This window comes from Paenibacillus sp. 32352, assembly GCF_002042965.1.
Taxonomy (GTDB): Bacteria; Bacillota; Bacilli; order Paenibacillales; family NBRC-103111; genus Paenibacillus_S; species Paenibacillus_S vulneris.
The window spans coordinates 175,410-193,791 of sequence record NZ_MZNT01000016.1 but is presented as its reverse complement, the minus strand read 5'-3'; the positions used below and the strand labels follow the sequence as shown (position 1 = coordinate 193,791).

At 40.4% G+C, this 18,382-nt stretch carries 16 protein-coding genes; 11 read left to right on the top strand and 5 right to left on the bottom strand.

Going from position 1 to position 18,382, the window contains the following annotated elements:
• Positions 1 to 20: 20 nt before the first annotated feature.
• From B1728_RS30295 to B1728_RS30250, 10 genes are read left to right on the top strand one after another with little or no spacing between them, the layout of a single operon-like run.
• Entirely contained in the window at positions 21 to 950 is a 930-nt protein-coding gene (locus tag B1728_RS30295; RefSeq protein ID WP_256865582.1) for an NAD-dependent epimerase/dehydratase family protein, read from the top strand.
• The gene (locus B1728_RS30290) at positions 950 to 2,260 is read left to right on the top strand and encodes an HAD-IIIA family hydrolase (protein ID WP_079914161.1); all 1,311 of its coding nucleotides are present in this window, start codon (positions 950 to 952) and stop codon (positions 2,258 to 2,260) included. The genes B1728_RS30295 and B1728_RS30290 overlap by 1 nt, the downstream gene beginning before the upstream one ends.
• A 2-nt stretch (positions 2,261 to 2,262) precedes the next feature.
• The gene (locus B1728_RS30285; protein WP_079914160.1) at positions 2,263 to 2,874 is read left to right on the top strand and encodes a D-sedoheptulose-7-phosphate isomerase; all 612 of its coding nucleotides are present in this window, start codon (positions 2,263 to 2,265) and stop codon (positions 2,872 to 2,874) included.
• Positions 2,875 to 2,906: 32 nt separating this feature from the next.
• Positions 2,907 to 4,442 carry a glycosyltransferase gene (locus B1728_RS30280; RefSeq protein ID WP_179136267.1) on the top strand — a complete coding sequence of 512 codons (1,536 nt, stop codon included), beginning with the start codon at positions 2,907 to 2,909 and terminating at the stop codon, positions 4,440 to 4,442.
• Between the two features lie 14 nt (positions 4,443 to 4,456).
• Positions 4,457 to 5,170: a phosphocholine cytidylyltransferase family protein gene (locus tag B1728_RS30275; protein WP_079914158.1), complete on the top strand. Its 714-nt coding sequence runs from the start codon at positions 4,457 to 4,459 to the stop codon at positions 5,168 to 5,170.
• Complete coding sequence (locus B1728_RS30270) at positions 5,167 to 6,207, top strand: glycosyltransferase family 2 protein (RefSeq protein WP_079914157.1); 1,041 nt, start codon at positions 5,167 to 5,169, stop codon at positions 6,205 to 6,207. Before B1728_RS30275 ends, B1728_RS30270 begins: the two co-directional genes overlap by 4 nt.
• Complete coding sequence (locus B1728_RS30265) at positions 6,204 to 7,262, top strand: glycosyltransferase family 2 protein (RefSeq protein WP_179136266.1); 1,059 nt, start codon at positions 6,204 to 6,206, stop codon at positions 7,260 to 7,262. Before B1728_RS30270 ends, B1728_RS30265 begins: the two co-directional genes overlap by 4 nt.
• A 3-nt stretch (positions 7,263 to 7,265) precedes the next feature.
• Complete coding sequence (locus B1728_RS30260) at positions 7,266 to 7,988, top strand: SDR family NAD(P)-dependent oxidoreductase (protein WP_079914155.1); 723 nt, start codon at positions 7,266 to 7,268, stop codon at positions 7,986 to 7,988.
• 24 nt (positions 7,989 to 8,012) lie between these two features.
• Positions 8,013 to 9,464: a CDP-glycerol glycerophosphotransferase family protein gene (locus tag B1728_RS30255; RefSeq protein ID WP_079914154.1), complete on the top strand. Its 1,452-nt coding sequence runs from the start codon at positions 8,013 to 8,015 to the stop codon at positions 9,462 to 9,464.
• A complete protein-coding gene (locus tag B1728_RS30250) occupies positions 9,461 to 10,603 on the top strand; it encodes a hypothetical protein (RefSeq protein WP_079914153.1) in 1,143 nt (380 codons plus the stop codon). Before B1728_RS30255 ends, B1728_RS30250 begins: the two co-directional genes overlap by 4 nt.
• Positions 10,604 to 10,834: 231 nt before the next feature.
• Here B1728_RS30250 and B1728_RS30245 read toward each other — a convergent pair whose 3' ends face one another.
• Both B1728_RS30245 and B1728_RS30235 read right to left on the bottom strand, forming a co-directional pair.
• Positions 10,835 to 12,226, bottom strand: a complete 1,392-nt coding sequence (locus B1728_RS30245; protein WP_079914152.1) for a hypothetical protein — start codon at positions 12,224 to 12,226, stop codon at positions 10,835 to 10,837.
• Between the two features lie 1,120 nt (positions 12,227 to 13,346).
• Positions 13,347 to 13,538, bottom strand: coding sequence for a hypothetical protein (locus B1728_RS30235; RefSeq protein ID WP_079914150.1), 192 nt, complete (start codon positions 13,536 to 13,538; stop codon positions 13,347 to 13,349).
• A 346-nt stretch (positions 13,539 to 13,884) separates the two neighbouring features.
• Here B1728_RS30235 and B1728_RS30230 point away from each other — a divergent pair, with 346 nt between their 5' ends.
• The gene (locus B1728_RS30230; protein WP_079914149.1) at positions 13,885 to 14,229 is read left to right on the top strand and encodes a helix-turn-helix domain-containing protein; all 345 of its coding nucleotides are present in this window, start codon (positions 13,885 to 13,887) and stop codon (positions 14,227 to 14,229) included.
• Positions 14,230 to 15,518: 1,289 nt separating this feature from the next.
• Here B1728_RS30230 and B1728_RS30225 read toward each other — a convergent pair.
• The 3 genes from B1728_RS30225 to B1728_RS30215 all read right to left on the bottom strand — a co-directional run bounded on the left by B1728_RS30225 (position 15,519) and on the right by B1728_RS30215 (position 18,356).
• Entirely contained in the window at positions 15,519 to 16,502 is a 984-nt protein-coding gene (locus B1728_RS30225) for a hypothetical protein (protein ID WP_079914148.1), read from the bottom strand.
• Between the two features lie 34 nt (positions 16,503 to 16,536).
• Complete coding sequence (locus tag B1728_RS30220; protein WP_079914147.1) at positions 16,537 to 17,694, bottom strand: ATP-binding protein; 1,158 nt, start codon at positions 17,692 to 17,694, stop codon at positions 16,537 to 16,539.
• 80 nt (positions 17,695 to 17,774) lie between these two features.
• The gene (locus tag B1728_RS30215; RefSeq protein ID WP_079914146.1) at positions 17,775 to 18,356 is read right to left on the bottom strand and encodes a DUF6037 family protein; all 582 of its coding nucleotides are present in this window, start codon (positions 18,354 to 18,356) and stop codon (positions 17,775 to 17,777) included.
• Positions 18,357 to 18,382: the final 26 nt, after the last annotated feature.

Genomic DNA, 18,382 nt, shown 5'->3' with positions numbered 1-18,382 from the left:
GGAGGGTGATTGCTTTGAAAATGCTTGTAGCGGGAGGAGCCGGCTTTATCGGAAGCCATCTCATTGATGCGCTGCTCGAAGAAGGGCATGAAGTCGTATGCATAGATAATTTTTTTATTGGTACAAGGAAGAACATCGAACATCTGCAAAACCATCCTCACTTTAGTTTCTATGAGCAGGATCTTTGTGATTTCGAAGCGCTTTCTGGTGTATTCAACAAGGAGAAATTCGATTTTGTATTTCATCTCGCAGCGAATTCGGACATTCAGGCAAGTGCCAAAAATCCGCAGATAGAATATCACAAAACCTATACAACAACGTTCAATCTGTTGGAATGCATGAGGGTTCATGAAGTCAAGAAGTTATTCTTCGCCTCTACGTCTGCTGTTTACGGTGAGAAAGAAGGCGTCCATGTAGCAGAGAATTCCACCCCTTTGGAACCGATTTCTTACTATGGTGCCGCTAAGCTTGGATCGGAAGCATTGATCTCTGCTTATACCTACATGAATCAAATGTCCGCGTTGGTTTTCCGTTTCCCTAACGTTATCGGTCCTAGACTGACCCACGGAGTTATCTACGATTTCATTAAGAAACTAACGGAAAATCCCAACGAGCTGCAGATCCTTGGAGACGGAACTCAGGCCAAGCCTTATATGCATGTATCTGATCTGATCAACGGAATCATCTTACTTAAGGACAAGCTTGAAGAAGGAGTTGCATTATATAACATCGGAGTAAAGACTCAAACAACCGTTACAAGAATCGCCGACATTGTATGCCAAAAGATGAAGCTTGCCAATGTGAAGTATAACTATACTGGCGGGCGCGGGGGCTGGAAAGGAGACGTTCCGGTCTTTGCATATAATCTCGATAAAATTCATTCGATAGGTTGGCAAGCCAAATGGACTTCTGATGAGGCAGTTGCTAAGACGGTTGAGGAGGTCATTTGATGCAGGCTGTCATTATGGCAGGTGGCAAAGGAACACGCCTTCGGTCAATTACAAACGACGAAATCCCTAAACCTATGGCTCCCATCAATGGTAGAACGATATTAGAATGGCAGGTTGAGAACCTAAAGGCGAGCCATATTTCCAAGATCTTAATGGTAACGGGTCATTTGGGAGAAAAAATCGAAGAGCATTTTGGCGATGGGTCCCGTTATGGTGTGGACATCACTTACTTCCGTGAGGAAAAGCCGCTCGGTACGGCAGGGGCTTTATCTTATCTAAAAGAATGGCTGACGGAGGATTATTTTCTTCTTGTATACGGGGATGTCCTTTTTGATATTGACCTGAGGAGGATGGAGGAATTCCACCTCGAGAGCCGATCGAGTGCAACATTGTTCGTGCATCCGAATTCCCATCCCTACGACTCCGATTTAGTTGTAACGGATGAGACTCACAGGGTCATCGGATTTGACTCTAAGCATAACAAACGGGACTACTGGTATAACAACAGCGTCAACGCAGGTTTGTACATCATAGGCAGAGACATTTGCGATATGGTTAATAGAGATGATAAGACGGACCTTGAGAAGGACCTGCTAATGCCCTTAGCTGAAAGGCGCGGCTCCATCTATGCTTATCGATCCCCAGAATATATTAAGGATGTAGGGACACCCGACCGTATTGCGTCGGCCGCAGAAGACTTATCCAGCGGTTTCGTAGTATCTAGAAATTTGAAAAATAAACAAAAATGCATATTTCTTGACCGAGACGGGACCATCAATCAGCACAGAGGTCTCATCAGTAACGAAGAAGATTTGGTTCTTGAGGAGCATGCGGTAGAAGCGATTAAGCTAATTAATAGGTCAGGATATCTCGCGATAGTCGTTACCAATCAGCCCGTTGTTGCACGTGGTCTTTGTGATATTCCGGATGTAATTCATATCCACAACAAAATGCAGACCCTCCTTGGACAGCATGGTGCACTGTTGGATGATATCCTATTCTGCCCGCATCACCCGGATAAGGGATACCCGGAAGAAAACCCGCTTTATAAGATTGCATGCGGCTGTAGAAAGCCCGGTACGGAATTGATTGATACATGCGTTGAAAAGTATAATATCGATCTTGCCTCCTCTTGGTATGTGGGAGATACAACCATAGATGTTCAGACCGGGAAAAACGCAGGCATGCGAACGGCATTAGTATTAACCGGAGAAGCTGGTAAGGACAAGAAATATGATGTTCAATCCGATTTGACGTGTAACCATTTGCTAGAAGCCGTGCAATCTATATTAAAAATAAAGGACTGCTGACAATGGACTATAGAGCGGATATTCAAACCTATATCGAACACGAAATTAATACATTAAGACGTTTGGACATTAATGCTATTAATGATGCTATGAATTTGATTATGAAGACGTACGAAGCTGAGAATACGATTTATATTTTCGGTAACGGCGGCAGTTCTACTACGGCATCTCACTATCAGAATGATTTCAACAAAGGCATTTCTGAATATGTAGGCAAAAAATTCAACTTCCAGTGTCTCAATGATAATGTCGCAACGATGATGGCGATTGCCAACGATATAGGATTTGAGGAAGTATTCCGGTTCCAGCTTCGTGGACGCATTAAGCCCGGTGACCTCGTTATGGCCATTTCGGGAAGCGGTAACTCCAAGAATATTATTAATGCGGTAGAATTTGCGAAGGAACGCGGGAATAAAGTCATTGGTCTGACCGGATATGATGGAGGGAAGTTAAAGCAGCTCTCCGATATTTCTTTACACGTACCGATCGATAGTATGCAAATTACCGAAGATATTCATCTAGTTCTGGACCATCTGATCATGTCTATTTTCTATAAGACACTATGCGGGATACCTCATATGAAGGAAAAGGAACAGTTGAAACATATAATATAATGTCGGTAACAACTCAAATGGGGGGATACTGTTTGAACCAGCTGTGGCAATTTACCTATACGTTATCCGATACCGACCGGCAAATTCTTGATCGGATCAATGGAATGCTTGGTCAATGGGATACCTACCCTTTCCTAGACGTTCTTCAAGCATACCGGGAGTTTGATTATCTGCTGAAACGCAGCTTCCTCACTCTCATTCAAGATATGCCAACGAAACAAGCCTATTCTATTCTGCATGATATTTGGAGAGAGTCAACCAAAGATCTGCAAGCATTTTATGCCGAACGTAATCTTTTACCTAATTCTAATGATTCGGTTAAACTAAGAGATTTAATTGAGTTAAGTTTTTTTCATGCGCAGCAGTTACTGAATCGGCCTGTAGCTCCCCTTTCTGTAGCTCCCGTTATCAGTGTTATACTGCCGGTGCACCGGTCCCAGCAGTATCTTTGGGAAGCCCTTCGCTCCATCTATGAGCAGACATTCCAGGATTTTGAACTCATCCTTGTGAACGGGTATCAGAATGACGATCCCCTTGAAGCCATATTGTCTGTTTTTGAAGATACGCGTACACTTATTGTTCAGGAAACGGAAAAAGCTCGTCTGGGTGCATCACTAAATCTTGGAATTAGGCATGCCAAAGGTGAATTTATTGCCCGTATGGACTCAGATGATATTGCGCATCCCGAGCGTTTCGCCAAACAAATCGAATTTCTTCAAGCTCATCCTGAAATAGATTTTTGCGGTACACAGTGCCGTGCATTCGGAACCGTCAACAACTGGAATAACAAACCTTATCCACTGCTGCATCAGGAGCTGCAATGCCGGTCCCTGAAATTTTGCAGCTTTATTCATCCCAGTGTGATGTGGCGTAAGGATAAGTTTTTTGAAAAAAACTTGTGGTATAACGAGGATGTTTTGGCTGAGGATACCGATTTGTTCGCACGAGTGGTCTATTCTTTAAACACTGCGAATCTGCAGGACACGCTCTTGTTGTATCGCAGAGAAGGAGCTAATCTCTCCATCGAGGTTCTTAAAAAGAAGAATAACAATAATCAAAGCCTCGCCGTTATCCAAAACATCATGCTGGAGCGTAATACCAGGGCTGCACTCTATCAATCTCTGAATCAGGAAGAATTGAGCCTTATTCAAAACAAGACCATAGACTCCTTTACCTATAAAGATGCTTTGCAGATTTTCAAGTACCGGTTGGGACGGCAAGACTTATCCGATCTGCTGCCGCCGGATACAAGTGAATCTGAAACCGTTTTTCTTGCAAACTTAAATAACCGCATACCTGTCATTTGGGGATACGGATGGAATGGACAAGTACTGGAATATACGCTGCAAGAACAAGGCTTCAAGGATTACCGAATTGTTGATCAGCGCATGCAAGAGCTTGGGATAAGACTCGACTCCCCACACGCTATGGAGCTTAAAGAATTAGAATCAAAGCAAGACGCTTATTATATTCTGATTTCGATGGACAAGCATTTCCCCGAAGTTACCGATCGGCTGGAGCGTTACGGATATGCGTCACACAAAGACTATATTGAATATTTCGTTTAAGGGAGAGGGAGCTTGTGACCAAAGCAATCCTTATGGCCGCGGGGCGCGGTACAAGAATCAGCAGGGATATAGATGGAAATTGTAAATGCACGCTGGATATCGGCGGTACGACGCTGATCCAGCATACCGTTCAGATGCTCCTTAAGCATGGAATCGAAGTACATATCGTTGTAGGTTACCAAAAAGAACGTATTATGGAGGCTTTAAAAGGCTTGCCCGTCAAGATTCATGAGAATCATTTTTATTCCGTTACGAACAGTTTATCCTCCCTTTGGTTTGCCAAGGAAGAGCTCTGTGGAGATACTATTATTTTAGGCAACGCAGATGTTTTTTGGGAAGAAAACCTGCTCCCGATTTTATTAGAAGATGAGAGGGACTGCGTCATGCTCTCCGATTCCAGCCGTGTGGAGCAAGGTGATTATCTTTTCCGGGTTGAAAATGGCGCGGTCCGTGAATATGGTAAAGGACTGGATAAAAATAAGGCCAACTGCGAATATGTCGGACTTGCCAAAATCCAAGGTCCATTTATAAGGGAATGCAAAGCGGAGCTCACCTACATGATCGAAGCTCAGCGGCACAACGCCTGGTGGGAACAAATTCTATATAACATGATCCCCGGACGCAGCATCTGGACGAGTGATATTGCAGGTCATTTCTGGGCGGAAATTGACTTTATCGAGGACTATCAACGCATCTTGAATTACAGAGAGGTGAAACTGGCCAGATGATAGAACCCAAAATTAGCATTGTGGTTCCTGCGTGGAATGCAGAACCCTATTTAGAGAGATGCTTAAAATCTATAGCAAGACAAACCTTCACCGATTTTGAGGTTATTCTCGTAGACGCAGGATCTACGGATAAAACCGCTGAAATAGCCCAATTATTTGTTGGAAAAGATAAGAGATTCCATTACTATAAAAATGTCTTTGCTCCTCCCGGAATTGGAAGAAATTTCGGATTGGAGAAGGCACATTCCCCTTATATCGCATTCGTTGATTCGGATGATACTTTGGAACCAAACATGCTGGAATTTATGTACTCAGCAGCAATAACCGAGAATGCAGATATTACTGTATGTGATCTCAATATGGTCTATCCTCAGCGTGTTGTTTCTTCATTCTCCCGGCTTACAGCGGGAAGCTTTGTGCTTTCCAATGAAAGCTTAGCAGATTACTACTTCCGATTTAACGCGGCACCGAAGCCCAATAACTATGTATGGTCCCGACTTTATCGAAAAGAATTTATCCAAAAAACTGGCGTTCGATTTGCAGATACGTTGTATAGCGAAGATCATCTGTTTAATCTTATGCTAAGTTCATACATGCCGCGCATAACACATGTCGGAAAAGCACTATATAATTATATCCAAAGAGATGATTCCGCTGTACGTCAGAGCGCCAGCAATACAAATCACGGGAACATATTTTATTCTGTTTTTGAATCTGCCAGAGCATACCTAGAAACTCTGAATGGCAGCTTTGTCACTCCTATTCTTAGCATCTATGCATTCACTAGAATAAGAAGCATCGTTTTTTATGGACAATTGGCATCACTTCCTGAAGATAAGCTGCAAGAGTCTATCATGAGCTTCCTTTTGGGAGAGAAGGTCGAATATTACCTGTCTTTATGTGAAAAGAACGGTTACTTAAGGGATTACTGCCGAATTCACAACATTTCTGCTGAACAAGAACAATTATTCCACGAGCTGCTTAGTTTATGTTTGGAGAAGGAAAAAATCACATTAGACAAAGGATGGTTTGCATGAATCCCGCTGTGAGCATCATTGTACCAGTCTACAATACAGAGGATTACCTCCCACGATGTCTGGATTCTCTCTCGAAACAGACACTTAAAGGTATTGAAATTCTTTTAGTCATAGATAGAAATTCCAATGAAGAAAGCCGCAAGATAACAGAGGATTATTCTAAAAGAGATATCCGGATGAAAGTATTAAACAGTAATGCATATGGAGCAAGTGCGGTACGTAATACAGGCCTGCGTTACGCTAAAGGAGATTATATCGGATTCGTTGACTCAGATGATTATGTAATGCCGGAAATGTTTTCAGACCTCTACTCATTTGTCACACAACATTCGCTGGATATCGCTGTTAGCGGTATACTAAGAGACAATGCTAATTCACAGTCTCTACAGACATTTATGTTGTACCCAGAGGAAATTACCCGTATCCCCCATATATCACGACGCAATTTTATGTATAAATGGGTATTATCAACGCAGGCAAATCCTGTTTGGAATAAATTATATCGTAGGGAATTTCTTTCAACGCACAATCTGTTTTTTGATGAAACGATAAGAATGAGTGAAGATGGAGTTTTCAATGCGAGCTGTTTCTCACTAGCAAATTCGGCTGGTTCAATGAAACAAGCCTACTATGTTTATTTTAATCGCCCTGGTTCTCAAATGTATACAATTAATACAGTGGATACTTTACGAGACTTCCAACTGCGCTGGGATGTTTTCCAAAAATGTGCCGAGCATAACCCAGATGGTGATTCATTGCTTGCCATTACTTCTCTTCGCCTGATCGCCAATGCGATGTTCTTTTTTAAGATTAGAAATCGCCCCTTGGAAGAAGCTTGTGATTTCGCTGAGCTTCTAATCTCAACTCTTGGTTTACAACCATATCTTGAAATCGCACTTCGGCCTGAAGTCTTGCCTGTCTTCGCCAAGGAAAGTCATATGGGTAAAGAAGCCTTGGAAAATTTTGGTAAATTTGCGGAATCAGCCAAAAATGGAAAAGAAAAGTTACTGGAGTGGCAATTGTACTTTAAAAATGTTATAGAAAAGAAGGGCTGACGTGTGAAATACGCGCTTGTTACAGGTTCAACCTCTGGTATCGGCCTTGCTATCGCCAAGAAACTGCTAGAGGAAGGCTGCTTTGTTTTTGCAAACTTCGCTCACAATGAAGACAATGCTCGTGCTGCAGAAAATATCTTCTCTGGCATTAGTCCCAACTATTATATAATCAAAGCCGATATGTCCAAAATGGATGGCGTAAACACGGTAACCGAAACGATTACGAACCGCTGTCCCCGGCTGGACTACCTGGTTCTGAACAGCTACGCTACGGATAAGACAGATTTCCAGGACGTTACACCTGAGCAATGGCAGCATGTTATGGATTCCAATGTCAACATGCCTTTCTTTTTAATGCAGCGCTTGTACGATCATATGTCCGAAAAAGGATCTGTTGTTTGTATCGGAGCCATGATGGGAATTCATCCCCACGCTATCTCTATTAGCTATGGTGTTTCCAAGGCGGCGCTCCATATGCTTTGCAGCAGCATGGTGAAGGTTTATGCAGCGAAGCAGATCAGAATCAATGCGGTTTGCCCGGGTTTTGTAGATACACCGGCACAGCTTGGTAAAGCGCCGGACCATAGGCAGCGAATCGAAAACAAAATCGCTTTGCAACGATTCGCACAGCCGGAGGAAATTGCGGACTTTTGCTATAGTGTCATCATGAACAGCTACATTAACGGAGCTGTTATTCCTGTCTGCGGTGGGTATGATATGGCTTAATTGATCAAAAATGAGGGATCGGATATGCACTATCGTTTCTACAAACTGGCAATCCAAGATTGTCATGCTATGATATCAATGCTTGAGAATGAACAACTGACCATGACCAAGAGGCTTTGGATTAACGGAATATTACAAGATTTGTACTGCAGGATTACCCAAGATGAATCCATGGAATGTTCAACAAGAAATGTGCTTACGTATCACTTGGAAAACATATGCTTCAATATCAAGATAATATCTCCTGACCTGCTAATAGTCTCATTACAACGATTATTATTGATAATAGAAACCAAGTTACTAGTGAGAATCCGTATTGATATGCTGTTTGCTAGACCCGTATCCGCGTCCTATTTACTTGCTGTTTATCATCAGCTGCGGAATCTTGCATGTGTTGAAGTTCGGATCATTGCAGTTGATTTTTATCCAACTGACATATATAAGTCGAACGGGCAAATTGAACAACTTGTCGAACTCTTAGACAATGCTGGGGTAGAGTACATTCCATTCCAAGAATACAATGTTTTTCACGACTTGCCAGATTTGATTTTATACTCATTTCTTGGTCAAGCATCTATAAAACCCTTGAATCTCCAACACTCAACGATAAGTTCAATAATTAACCGCACTATGTTTCTTGAATACTCACTTATTCCAGTTGATTTAATGCTTCTGGACAGCAGTTATACTTTAACACCCTATACATGGTTACAGTTTCGTTCCTCAAACTTTTCCTATAATAGCATATCCTGGGGAAAGCAAGATATTGTAACAGGGCATCCATTAATGGACATGTCTTACGATATGTATTCTGGCGATTCAAAAATACCAGTCCCTGAAGAGTGGCTTCCTTTGTTATCGGGAAAAACGACCATTTTATGGAACATTAGTCCTGTTTTTAATTCAGATACTATTAATTTTGTTGATACTAAATCAAAAATTCATAACATGTTAAAGATAGTATCTGAGATCTCTAAACGATATAGTAACATATTAATTATGCTGAGACCGCACCCATTATGTTTCTTGCCAGAGTTTCAAGAACTATTTGCTGATTTAAATGAACGCATTATAGTTGATCGAAATTCTGACAGTTTCCCCGCATTATATATTGCTGACGCATATATTGGAGACTATGGTTCACTATATATGCAGTTCCTTCCATCCAAACGACCTGCTCTAATTTGTAATGTACCCTCCAATGATTGCAGTTTTATTTTCTGGTCTCAAACAAATCTATTATCAAAAATGGAAGACATATATGAGTTTGTTGAAAAACTAATAACGGATTACTCCTCAATGTTACGGCCAGTTACAGAAATAGATAGATATTGTCTAGGTCCAATGGACGGGAAGAATAGCCAACGAATCGTCAATTCAATGGTCACTAAGTTCTTTGCAGAAGAGGACATATTCATAAATAAGTATTGCATTAACATTGCTAATGAAATTTCAGAAATGGAGCCCCTGTCATGAAAATGACCCTTCAGGACATCATAAAACTCGGTAAAAGCCCATTTGAAAGACAAATAATCACCATTGAGATGCTCTCGGAATTGTTGCAGCAGTCTGATGCTCCGCTAATTCTTTATGGTGCAGGTGCTACCTGCAATGATACCCTTAAATGTTTATTCGATAAAAGAATCTTTCCTTTTTGTATAACGGACAGCGACGCGTCTAAGGCCAACACCTCCATTTTGCATTTCCCGGTTTTATCCCCAAAAGAGGCGATACAAAAAGCAGGTCCAAATGCAATTTGTGTTGTTGCTATATGGTCTGCATCTACATTTTATAAGGATTTTTTGGACCAGTTGTACGCATTGGGATACCATAACGTTTATTTTTTGGACATCCATTTTCGCCCACGGTCGCTAGATCTTCACAGGATTGAAAATGTGCAACAAAATGAAACCGCGTTGCTAAACGTGATGGACAAATTGTCCGATGAGATATCCAAGAAGAGGTTTGAGGATTTCATCTATGCCTTTCTAACTAGTAAAATGGATCATTGTAGTGTATTGGGACATTACAAAGCCCTGGACGGTGAGGTTCTTGGTAATGACCTTGTTAGAGTTAGAAGCAATGATATCCTTGTTCACTGTCGATGTGGTTTCCAAGATGATGCTGACTCTTATCTTCATACCGTTTCTCAATTGAAAGAAGCTTACCTTTTTGAACCGACTTGGACAGGACGTACCAAGACTAAAGAGCACATTCATGCCATGAATGCTCATCAGGTCCTGGTATTTCCATACCTCCTTAGCAATGAAGAGATGGAGATGGATTTTGATGAGAAGTTATTTTTTACCAGATTCATTGATCAGGAAGAGTATCGGTCAGTTAGAGCGAGTTCCATTCCATTAGATATGCTGGCTGGCGAAATCCACCCAACGATTCTTCATTTAGATATGACTGGTGGACATATTAAAGCTCTACAGGGGGCTCGGAAGATTATTTCTAATAATAAACCGATTATTCTTCTATCAGGATTTCGTCTCGCCAGCGAAGTGGTAGATATCATGAAGAATTTCCCCCAATATTCTTATTCTATGCGCTATTTCGGGGGCAACACGATGCGGGATGGCTATGTGCTGATCATGAAACCTAATTTGTAAAACTGTTACCCCTGATAGACAGCGGCGGAGCAGATTCCGCTATTTGAATATGGGAAGTTTGGTCCACACCTTTCTTTTTCTTCATCTCAACGAGCCGTTGCAGTTATATAATGCAGCGGCTCATTTTTTTAAAATTCATGATGATCCGTATTACTGTACATCTCCCTCGGGTAGGCAAAGGCTTTATCCTTTCGTTCAGATGGATACCTTGTTCTATCCTTACAGCCTCACTTATATAAGTCCTAGCTTTACAGCCGTATAACGAACACGGACTAGTAACGATTTCACGTTATCTTGGGCCAGGCATTCCACTCGCTTATCTCGCCTATCCAGAATATTCAGCACAAAGTGTGGAACATGACGAGTACAAACGATAATAATTTGAGCCGCTCCCCATTTCTGCTTCAACACTTCAGGACTCTCTTCATATCCATCGAACCAATCCGCCTGTAAGTTGCAATCTTCCAGCTTTCTGATGTAGTTATTCCGGTTTCTTGCGCCAAGCACGAGTACCTTAAGCTTCCTGGAGAAGATAAGCGGGGCCTGGTGAGAGTTCTGTTCCTTGGTGCTTAGTGCTGATGCAGGATTTGTCTTCTTTCTTCTCCTGCTGATGCTTTGCGGAGCATAGTGATAGCTGTATTGCTTGGCCACCTTCACCGTGTCATCATCAATTCGGTACGCTTTTGCGGGCAAATCTGACTTCAATTCGATTCCATCAGTGAGGATACGGTAAACTCTTTGCTCGAGATCATAGAAAAGATAGTCTTCTTCGGCTTGAACGACATATCCGTGTATGTACAGCTTATGGTCCAAGTCAAGCGACCGTTGCTCGGGGCAGCGCGATTTTTCCAGCATACGCTTTAATTCTCTTTGCAGTTCCTCGGCCGCGGCTTGATGGCTTGCTTTTCGCAAATCCAGTTTTTTTAGAAGAGTCCCGCAAATCTGCACAACCTGCTGGTTTGCGCCTATCTCGTTTAATTCTTCCAAGTACTTGATTTGCTTAGCCTGCTCCTCAACAAGCTCCTGTAGGCCATTTATCCGGTTTAGATTGTATTCCATTTCATTTTTTAATTGGTACTTATAGCCGCTATTCTCATAGCCCAATCTAGATATAGTCCGTTTCAGCTGTAAATTCTCTGCCTCAAGCTTACGATTATTGTTCGTCAGATCACTCGTTTTTTGTTCAAGCAGGTTTTGGTACTCTAACTGGGTTTCATCTTTTTTTTGTCGATTGACAAGCTCCAGCTGCCGAATCCGGCCATTCAACTGCTCAAGCTGCCGCACAGCCTCTTTATCCTTTTCTTTGGCAAAATACAGCTCCGTCTTGAACGCCTTCAGATCCCGGTTTAAATGTTGATTCGTCGTTTGAAGGGACGAGAGCTTTTCTGTTTTAGCAGCTCCTGCCTTCTCTAATTTTTCAATGACCCTTTTCAATTGTTCTATTTGCTGAACAAGTCGTTCCAGTTTGGTATCCGAAATTATCGTTCCTTCTTCGCTTGACTCTTCCCCCACGTTAGATGCTTGCTGCTGCTTCATCTTCTCAAAAAGCTGTTTCTTCGCCGATTCTCTGTGACTCTTATTTGTTTCTGCTACTTTCTTCATTTGCGATACAAACGGATGCATATCTATTCCCCCTCGTCTTTATTTCTACGGAAAGAGGATCCTCTGTTAACGTTTTGAACTTCTAAAAGAAGACTTATTATTTTGCCAGTGCAATCACCAATGCGACGATACTAATAATCAACGCAGCTATATTGATGATATTCGTTGCTATTTTCATATTCTCAGCTCCTTATTTGAAAAAAGATCTTCGTATTTGCATAATACAAATGTTGAATGACATCACCTTGTCAGAGAATATATGTTCGTGCGCGTGGACAAAAGAAAAAACTTACAAAAGCGAAATATCGCCCTATAAGTTCTTACTGTTCCAGCTCTCGATGATCTGATGCGCCAGTTATTTAGATCTCTTCGTTTGAAATAGTTCAAGTCTTGCTTTTGCAACGCTTGATCTGGAGCTTCCTCATTTAGCCTGCGGCAAATTCGTAAAATAAATCCGCTAGATCATCATGGAATCCCCAACCGATTCCACTCGTGAGCAATTGCCCTTGGCCTGTCCTGGAATATATAGAATAAGCTACTTTCATGATCACTACTAATTTTATTTAATGCATTTTGGGCCTTCATCAATTAGCACGGCTCGCTGAATGCAAGAGGTCGTTTCATTCTATCCAGGCCAGGACGTATCGATATGAGGATTCGTCCCGGTCTACTACTTTTGCCGATAGATGCTGCAACATACTTTCCGTCTTCATCAAAAGCTTACGCACATGTTCCTCTTCCGGCGGATTTGAGATTAAGCTGTCATCATGAGCGGCAAACAAGAGAAGGTTATTTAAAAACAACTCTGCATTCAAGTCCAATTCGCCGCACGATTGAAGATTCCTTATTATATATTCGTACGAATGCTGGAACGGAAGGTGATTGCCGTTAACCTTGATATAGAGTGCTCTAAGCATGGCTTTCACTGACATCCCTGCAAGAGTCACGCATTCCTTATGCATGTCATGATCAAGAAAAATAAAGGCCTGTGATATGTATCGCAGAGATTGTTCATGCCAAATCTGGATATCCGACAACAAGCTTAACTGGTTGATTGACGTCGCTGACATTTCAAATCGTTATCCAAAATATTCATTTTGGAAATCCCCCCGTTTCTTCTTTAGCAAACCTGCAGTTCCACTTACTCAAGAATGATAGCAAGCCATATAGGATCATCAAGAATCATTTCGATCCGAGCAATTTTGTAGCTCATCGCTTCGTATGAAACAACATTCGCCATCTGAAGAAGAAGCAGAAGCTCCGATATATTGCTGACCTGCTTTTCAATACATGTATCGTTAGGGAGTAACCATCGGACTTTTGAGCCATTCATGATGATATCCCGCTCCTTCTTAGTTGGACATCTAATCCTGGATTAAGATAAAAGCTCTTCGTTTTCTGCAGTTGAAAGCACTTCAAACCTCTCTGAACTGTCTCATAAGGTCTATTCCCTGCATAAAATGTAAAGGCTAGAAAACATATATGATCTTATTAATGAATAAAAGGATAACAACTCGAACATTTTTTTAAAAACGTTTATTTCAGATCATTAAGTTGTACCTCATGTTATATACCATTATACATTTGACTATTTTTTTTATCAATATTATTTTTTTGACTCTTTAAAGGTTATTTTGCCTTTGTACAGTAACCTCTACACTCAAATTGAGGTGTAAGCAATGTCAGAAATTTTGGTTAATGTGGGAAAACGTATACGCGAGATCCGGAAGGCGCAGGGCTTATCTCAAAACGCTCTGGCTGAACGATGTGGATTTACTTTTTCATATATTGGGGGAGTTGAGCGAGCGGAAAAGAATATTTCCCTCATCAATTTAGAAAAAATAGCCGACGGCTTGGGGGTAGGTGTGCATCAATTTTTCACGTACTCCTACCAGTATGAGCAGCTTCCCTCCAATGAAAAAGTAATTCAAGAAATTGTTTCTTTGCTCGTACAACATGACGAACAGACGATAAATATGGCAAAAAATATATTGACTGAAGTTCTTCGGCATTCCCGCGGCTAAATCAAACATAAAATCCCCTCCACGGTGAAGTAGATGCTACCGTAGAGGGGATGATTTTCAGGAGCTAATTTATCGAACCTTTTAAGTTTGATTCGTTCTTAATTTGTTAATTACACCATCTGTGATAAGCATAAACTCATACTATTTTTAATGATTTTATGTTGCTGTACTATTAGCCCCCGCGACGTCAGAATTAACATTTCTGTTCAAACTAATTTCACTTAAACTTTCGCGTTCATAGACTTACCATTTGCAGTAAAGTCACCTAGTATGATCTATTATTTTGGATGTCGGTTGCTCCAATACCTATGTTCTTTAACAAGAAGATTAAATAGGATTCACATTATTGTTTTTATTTCCCTTGTTCCTTTTGATTAAATTTCAGGCATTCTCATTTTTGATACCAGTTGTCAAAAGCAATTATAGTCATCCTGCCCATGTCACCTTTCCCTTTCCTCTCTCCACCTTACAGCCACAAGGCTTTCCAGCCTTTCTCCCTCCCTCCCCCTATCCCGCCGCGCAATTAAAGTCGTGATGAGAAACGGGGCAAAATCGAGTTCAGAACGGAGAAAATCGGTGTCAAAAATGCAATTAAAGTCGTGTTAGGAGCAGGGGAAAAGACAGGGAAAGGCTGGGGAAAGGGATAAAGACAATCGGAGAAAAAAATCGGAGGAAAACCAGATTTATCAAGGGGTTTCTGGTCTTGCGACCCTTTTGAAGAAGAGAAAAGAGCCGAGGAGAAACAGGAGTGGATACCTGAATTTCGCTCGGCTCGTAACATGATTTTTTAGGCTTTAGTATGACTATTTAGGCTTTGAGATGACTTTGATTGCTATTTACATAGTAGGATTGGTTTGGGTTTAGGGAGAATAGGGAGTTCATTGACTATCGTTTTCCCATTCTGGGTCAGCTCTTATTATTAAACTCAAAATGTTGAAAGATAGAATCCCTCCTCCATGAAACAATCAAGCATAATGTTTCCAACGAATCTATTCCGAGATTCGAAGATCACTGAACCGACGTATTGATTTCAAATGCTACGATAGAAATTAGGCTATTGCAATAACATTCATGATTTTTGGACAAGGTACTCGAATAAATCATATAAACGACTTACTAATCTCGAATACATATGCTCCGTGGCTTGAAACGATTCTAATTCAAGTGTAGATACAATATTTTGTTTCAGTGATTCCTGCTTCTCAATTGGTATTATATGAAAATAAAGGATCCTTAAATCATTAAGTAAATATAAGGGAGCAATTAGTTTCTTGACCTCATCATCAACTTCATTTTTTTCCACTTAACAACAACAAAAGAAACTGATAATACCTGATGCTTCCCCATTTCCCATGCTCCTTATCTACAGGCTCAGCGGTGCTTCTATAGAAGGATTTGAGGTTTTTCAAGTTCACAGATTCAATCAAAATCTTATGTAATGCACTTAAGACTGGCTTAATTTCAAGGGAGCTATAAGTGATAGGCTTCCTAATGTCCTCCAATACTGCTATAACTTCTTCATCCAGATGATTAAGATTTAGTTCTTTCCGAATCTTCAAATTGTCATATAGCTTGTTTCGTAAATTAATGATTTGTCTTTCTACAATCGGTTCACTGAATATGCAACACATTTGACCTAAGTAAAATTCCGAATTAATAAGGGTATGGTCAGACTCAACATTATGAATTTTCAAGTAGTCCAGTGTGTCTTGATTAAGCTTATCTAAATCCCCCAACCACATTACGACCTTACCATTACTATTAATGCCAAAGGGAATTTCAAAATCGTCCATATATCGAAGAGTGCCATATGATTCAGAAAAAAGGTTAAGTTCATATTCAGGATGATGCATAAAATAGATAAGACAATTCTTATTAAAAAATACAGGTGTTAGAAAGCCATCACCCGCCAATGCGGTTAAACCAGGTATGTTCTGGTAGTCTTCATAATCATACGAAAATTCGACGTCTTCGCAGAAATCATATTTTATTCCGAGATGCCGATGCGTCGAAATTACCTTTTCTTGATTTCGCTTGTCCAGCTCATCATGTAAATAAAGAACCACTTTTTTTGACTTTTCTGTCAACCTCAAGGCACTACAAGTAGTGCATTTCATCTGCGGAAACCTATCTATCTCGATATACTTACCCTCTAAATTAATAGAGTATGGTTCAAAAGCTAATTCGACAAGATTGCCGCATACCCTACATTCGTGTGTTGCTAATATCATGCTGTCGCTTATAAAGTCTTTCAACTTAATTTCTTCTACCACAATATCGCCCCTAAAACTTTTCATTTTTACTTAACTAAAGAGACTGTTCCATTTTTAACCTACGGTACTTCTCAAGCAGACTATTTAGCGCAATTCCTGTTTTAATCCCGCTACGAATGTGTTGTTTCTCTCTTTCGTTTTCAGAATAAATCCATTCATAAGAATCCTCTTCTTTGCACAACTCATCAATAAATTGTTGTTTATTTCTGACAAGGTATTCCTCGAATAAATCCCTTTCCACTTCGTTATTGAAAGTAACAACTACTTCATAAAATCTGTTTCTTGCCCAAATCGCTTCATGATCATCTTCCAATAAAAATTCATGAAGGATATAATTCAGGCTATCTTTTACGAAGTATTTGTAAGAGTATGTTTCACTGTGGTTGTGCTTTTCGAAAGAAATAAAACCCCATTCGGGAACAGTTGTCAGATATCTTCCACTATCCAGGACTGCATATTGCTGACTGAACATCTTTGTACCGAAACATCTTATATCCAGTATGCCAAATGATGTACTGTGATTCGTCATCACATATGAATAGAACTCAGGTTGATCACAGTCTTCATCATATTCTAAGCTTATTGTATATTCGGGATTGAATACGTTATAAAACATTCCCTCTTCTCTTTTCCATTCACTCTTGGTTCGCAATTTATTCTTGATCTGTTCTAATGGAGGTCTATTTAACAGGAACCGTTTTTTCCATAGATATTCTATGTGATTGATATCTGCACTTTTATTGATTTCAGTGTTGGAGTCGCCTACACGAGTGTATATGTAGTTAGCACGTACAATACGTCCTTGATCAGAGTAATCTTCAGTTAAGAAAAATGGAGTATCTGTACTATTTTTTACGATCAAAACGTCGATCTGCTTACCTTGAATGAACAATGACTTCAACTCAACTGATGGTCTGATGCCGCCACTGAACTTCTTCGCCTTCAGAAAGTCGATCACATTCTGCTGTGTTTTTCGATTCTCGTCTCCTTCCACTCCCTTTATTTCGCAAACGTCGCTCACCCCAAATATTATATAAGCATCTCTATCAGCTCGGTTATTTGCCATGCATATGATATCGTGCAATAAGTTTGCTTTATTGGAATGGTATTTTTCTTTAAAATCCCAATAATCACTTTCTCTTTTGGATGAAATGAAGAGTGCAATTTCATCTGCAAGAGCATTGTTATCCATATGAATCGCTCCTTAGATTACTGCGGATCCAACCCAGCGGCGGGAAAATTGATCCTCAGAAAATGAACCTATCATTACGTTTAATTGGGTAAATGAATTTTTTGAGCTAAACTTTTATCGTGTGTCCAACGGCTACTGATATTTTTCCTCTTACATATCAAATACGCCTCATAATCTAACAGCAATCTTGTTTTATACAGATTCTCAGAACTGACTTTCTCTCCACGCTTCTCGTTATCTCTCCAACCCATAAAGTATATTTTGTCACATTCTTCTACGTCTTTCCGATAATAGGCAATATCAGATGGTTCAGGAGTATTTTGAACATTCGCTGACTGAGGAATCCTTTTATTGAATTCAGTGAAAAAGTAGAAAGTCTTGAATGGATTATCGGGATCGTACTGTAACCCAAGTATCTTTCGTAACTGAGTATATTTATCTCCTATGTTGGTATCAATGACAAATCCGTTATTCACATTTACCTCAAAGTAGAAGTTATGAGCCTTAACCCCGAACATCAACTTATATGGGATTTCATCAGTAAAAAAGAAAATATCGAAACTGACCTTGTTATAAGTAAACGCAAACTTATATCTTTTGATCCCGTTTGTCTTCATATCAGCATACAATTCTTTAAGCCCAGTTAGCTTCAGAGTAACCACCCCTGATAAATATTGAACCTTTCGTT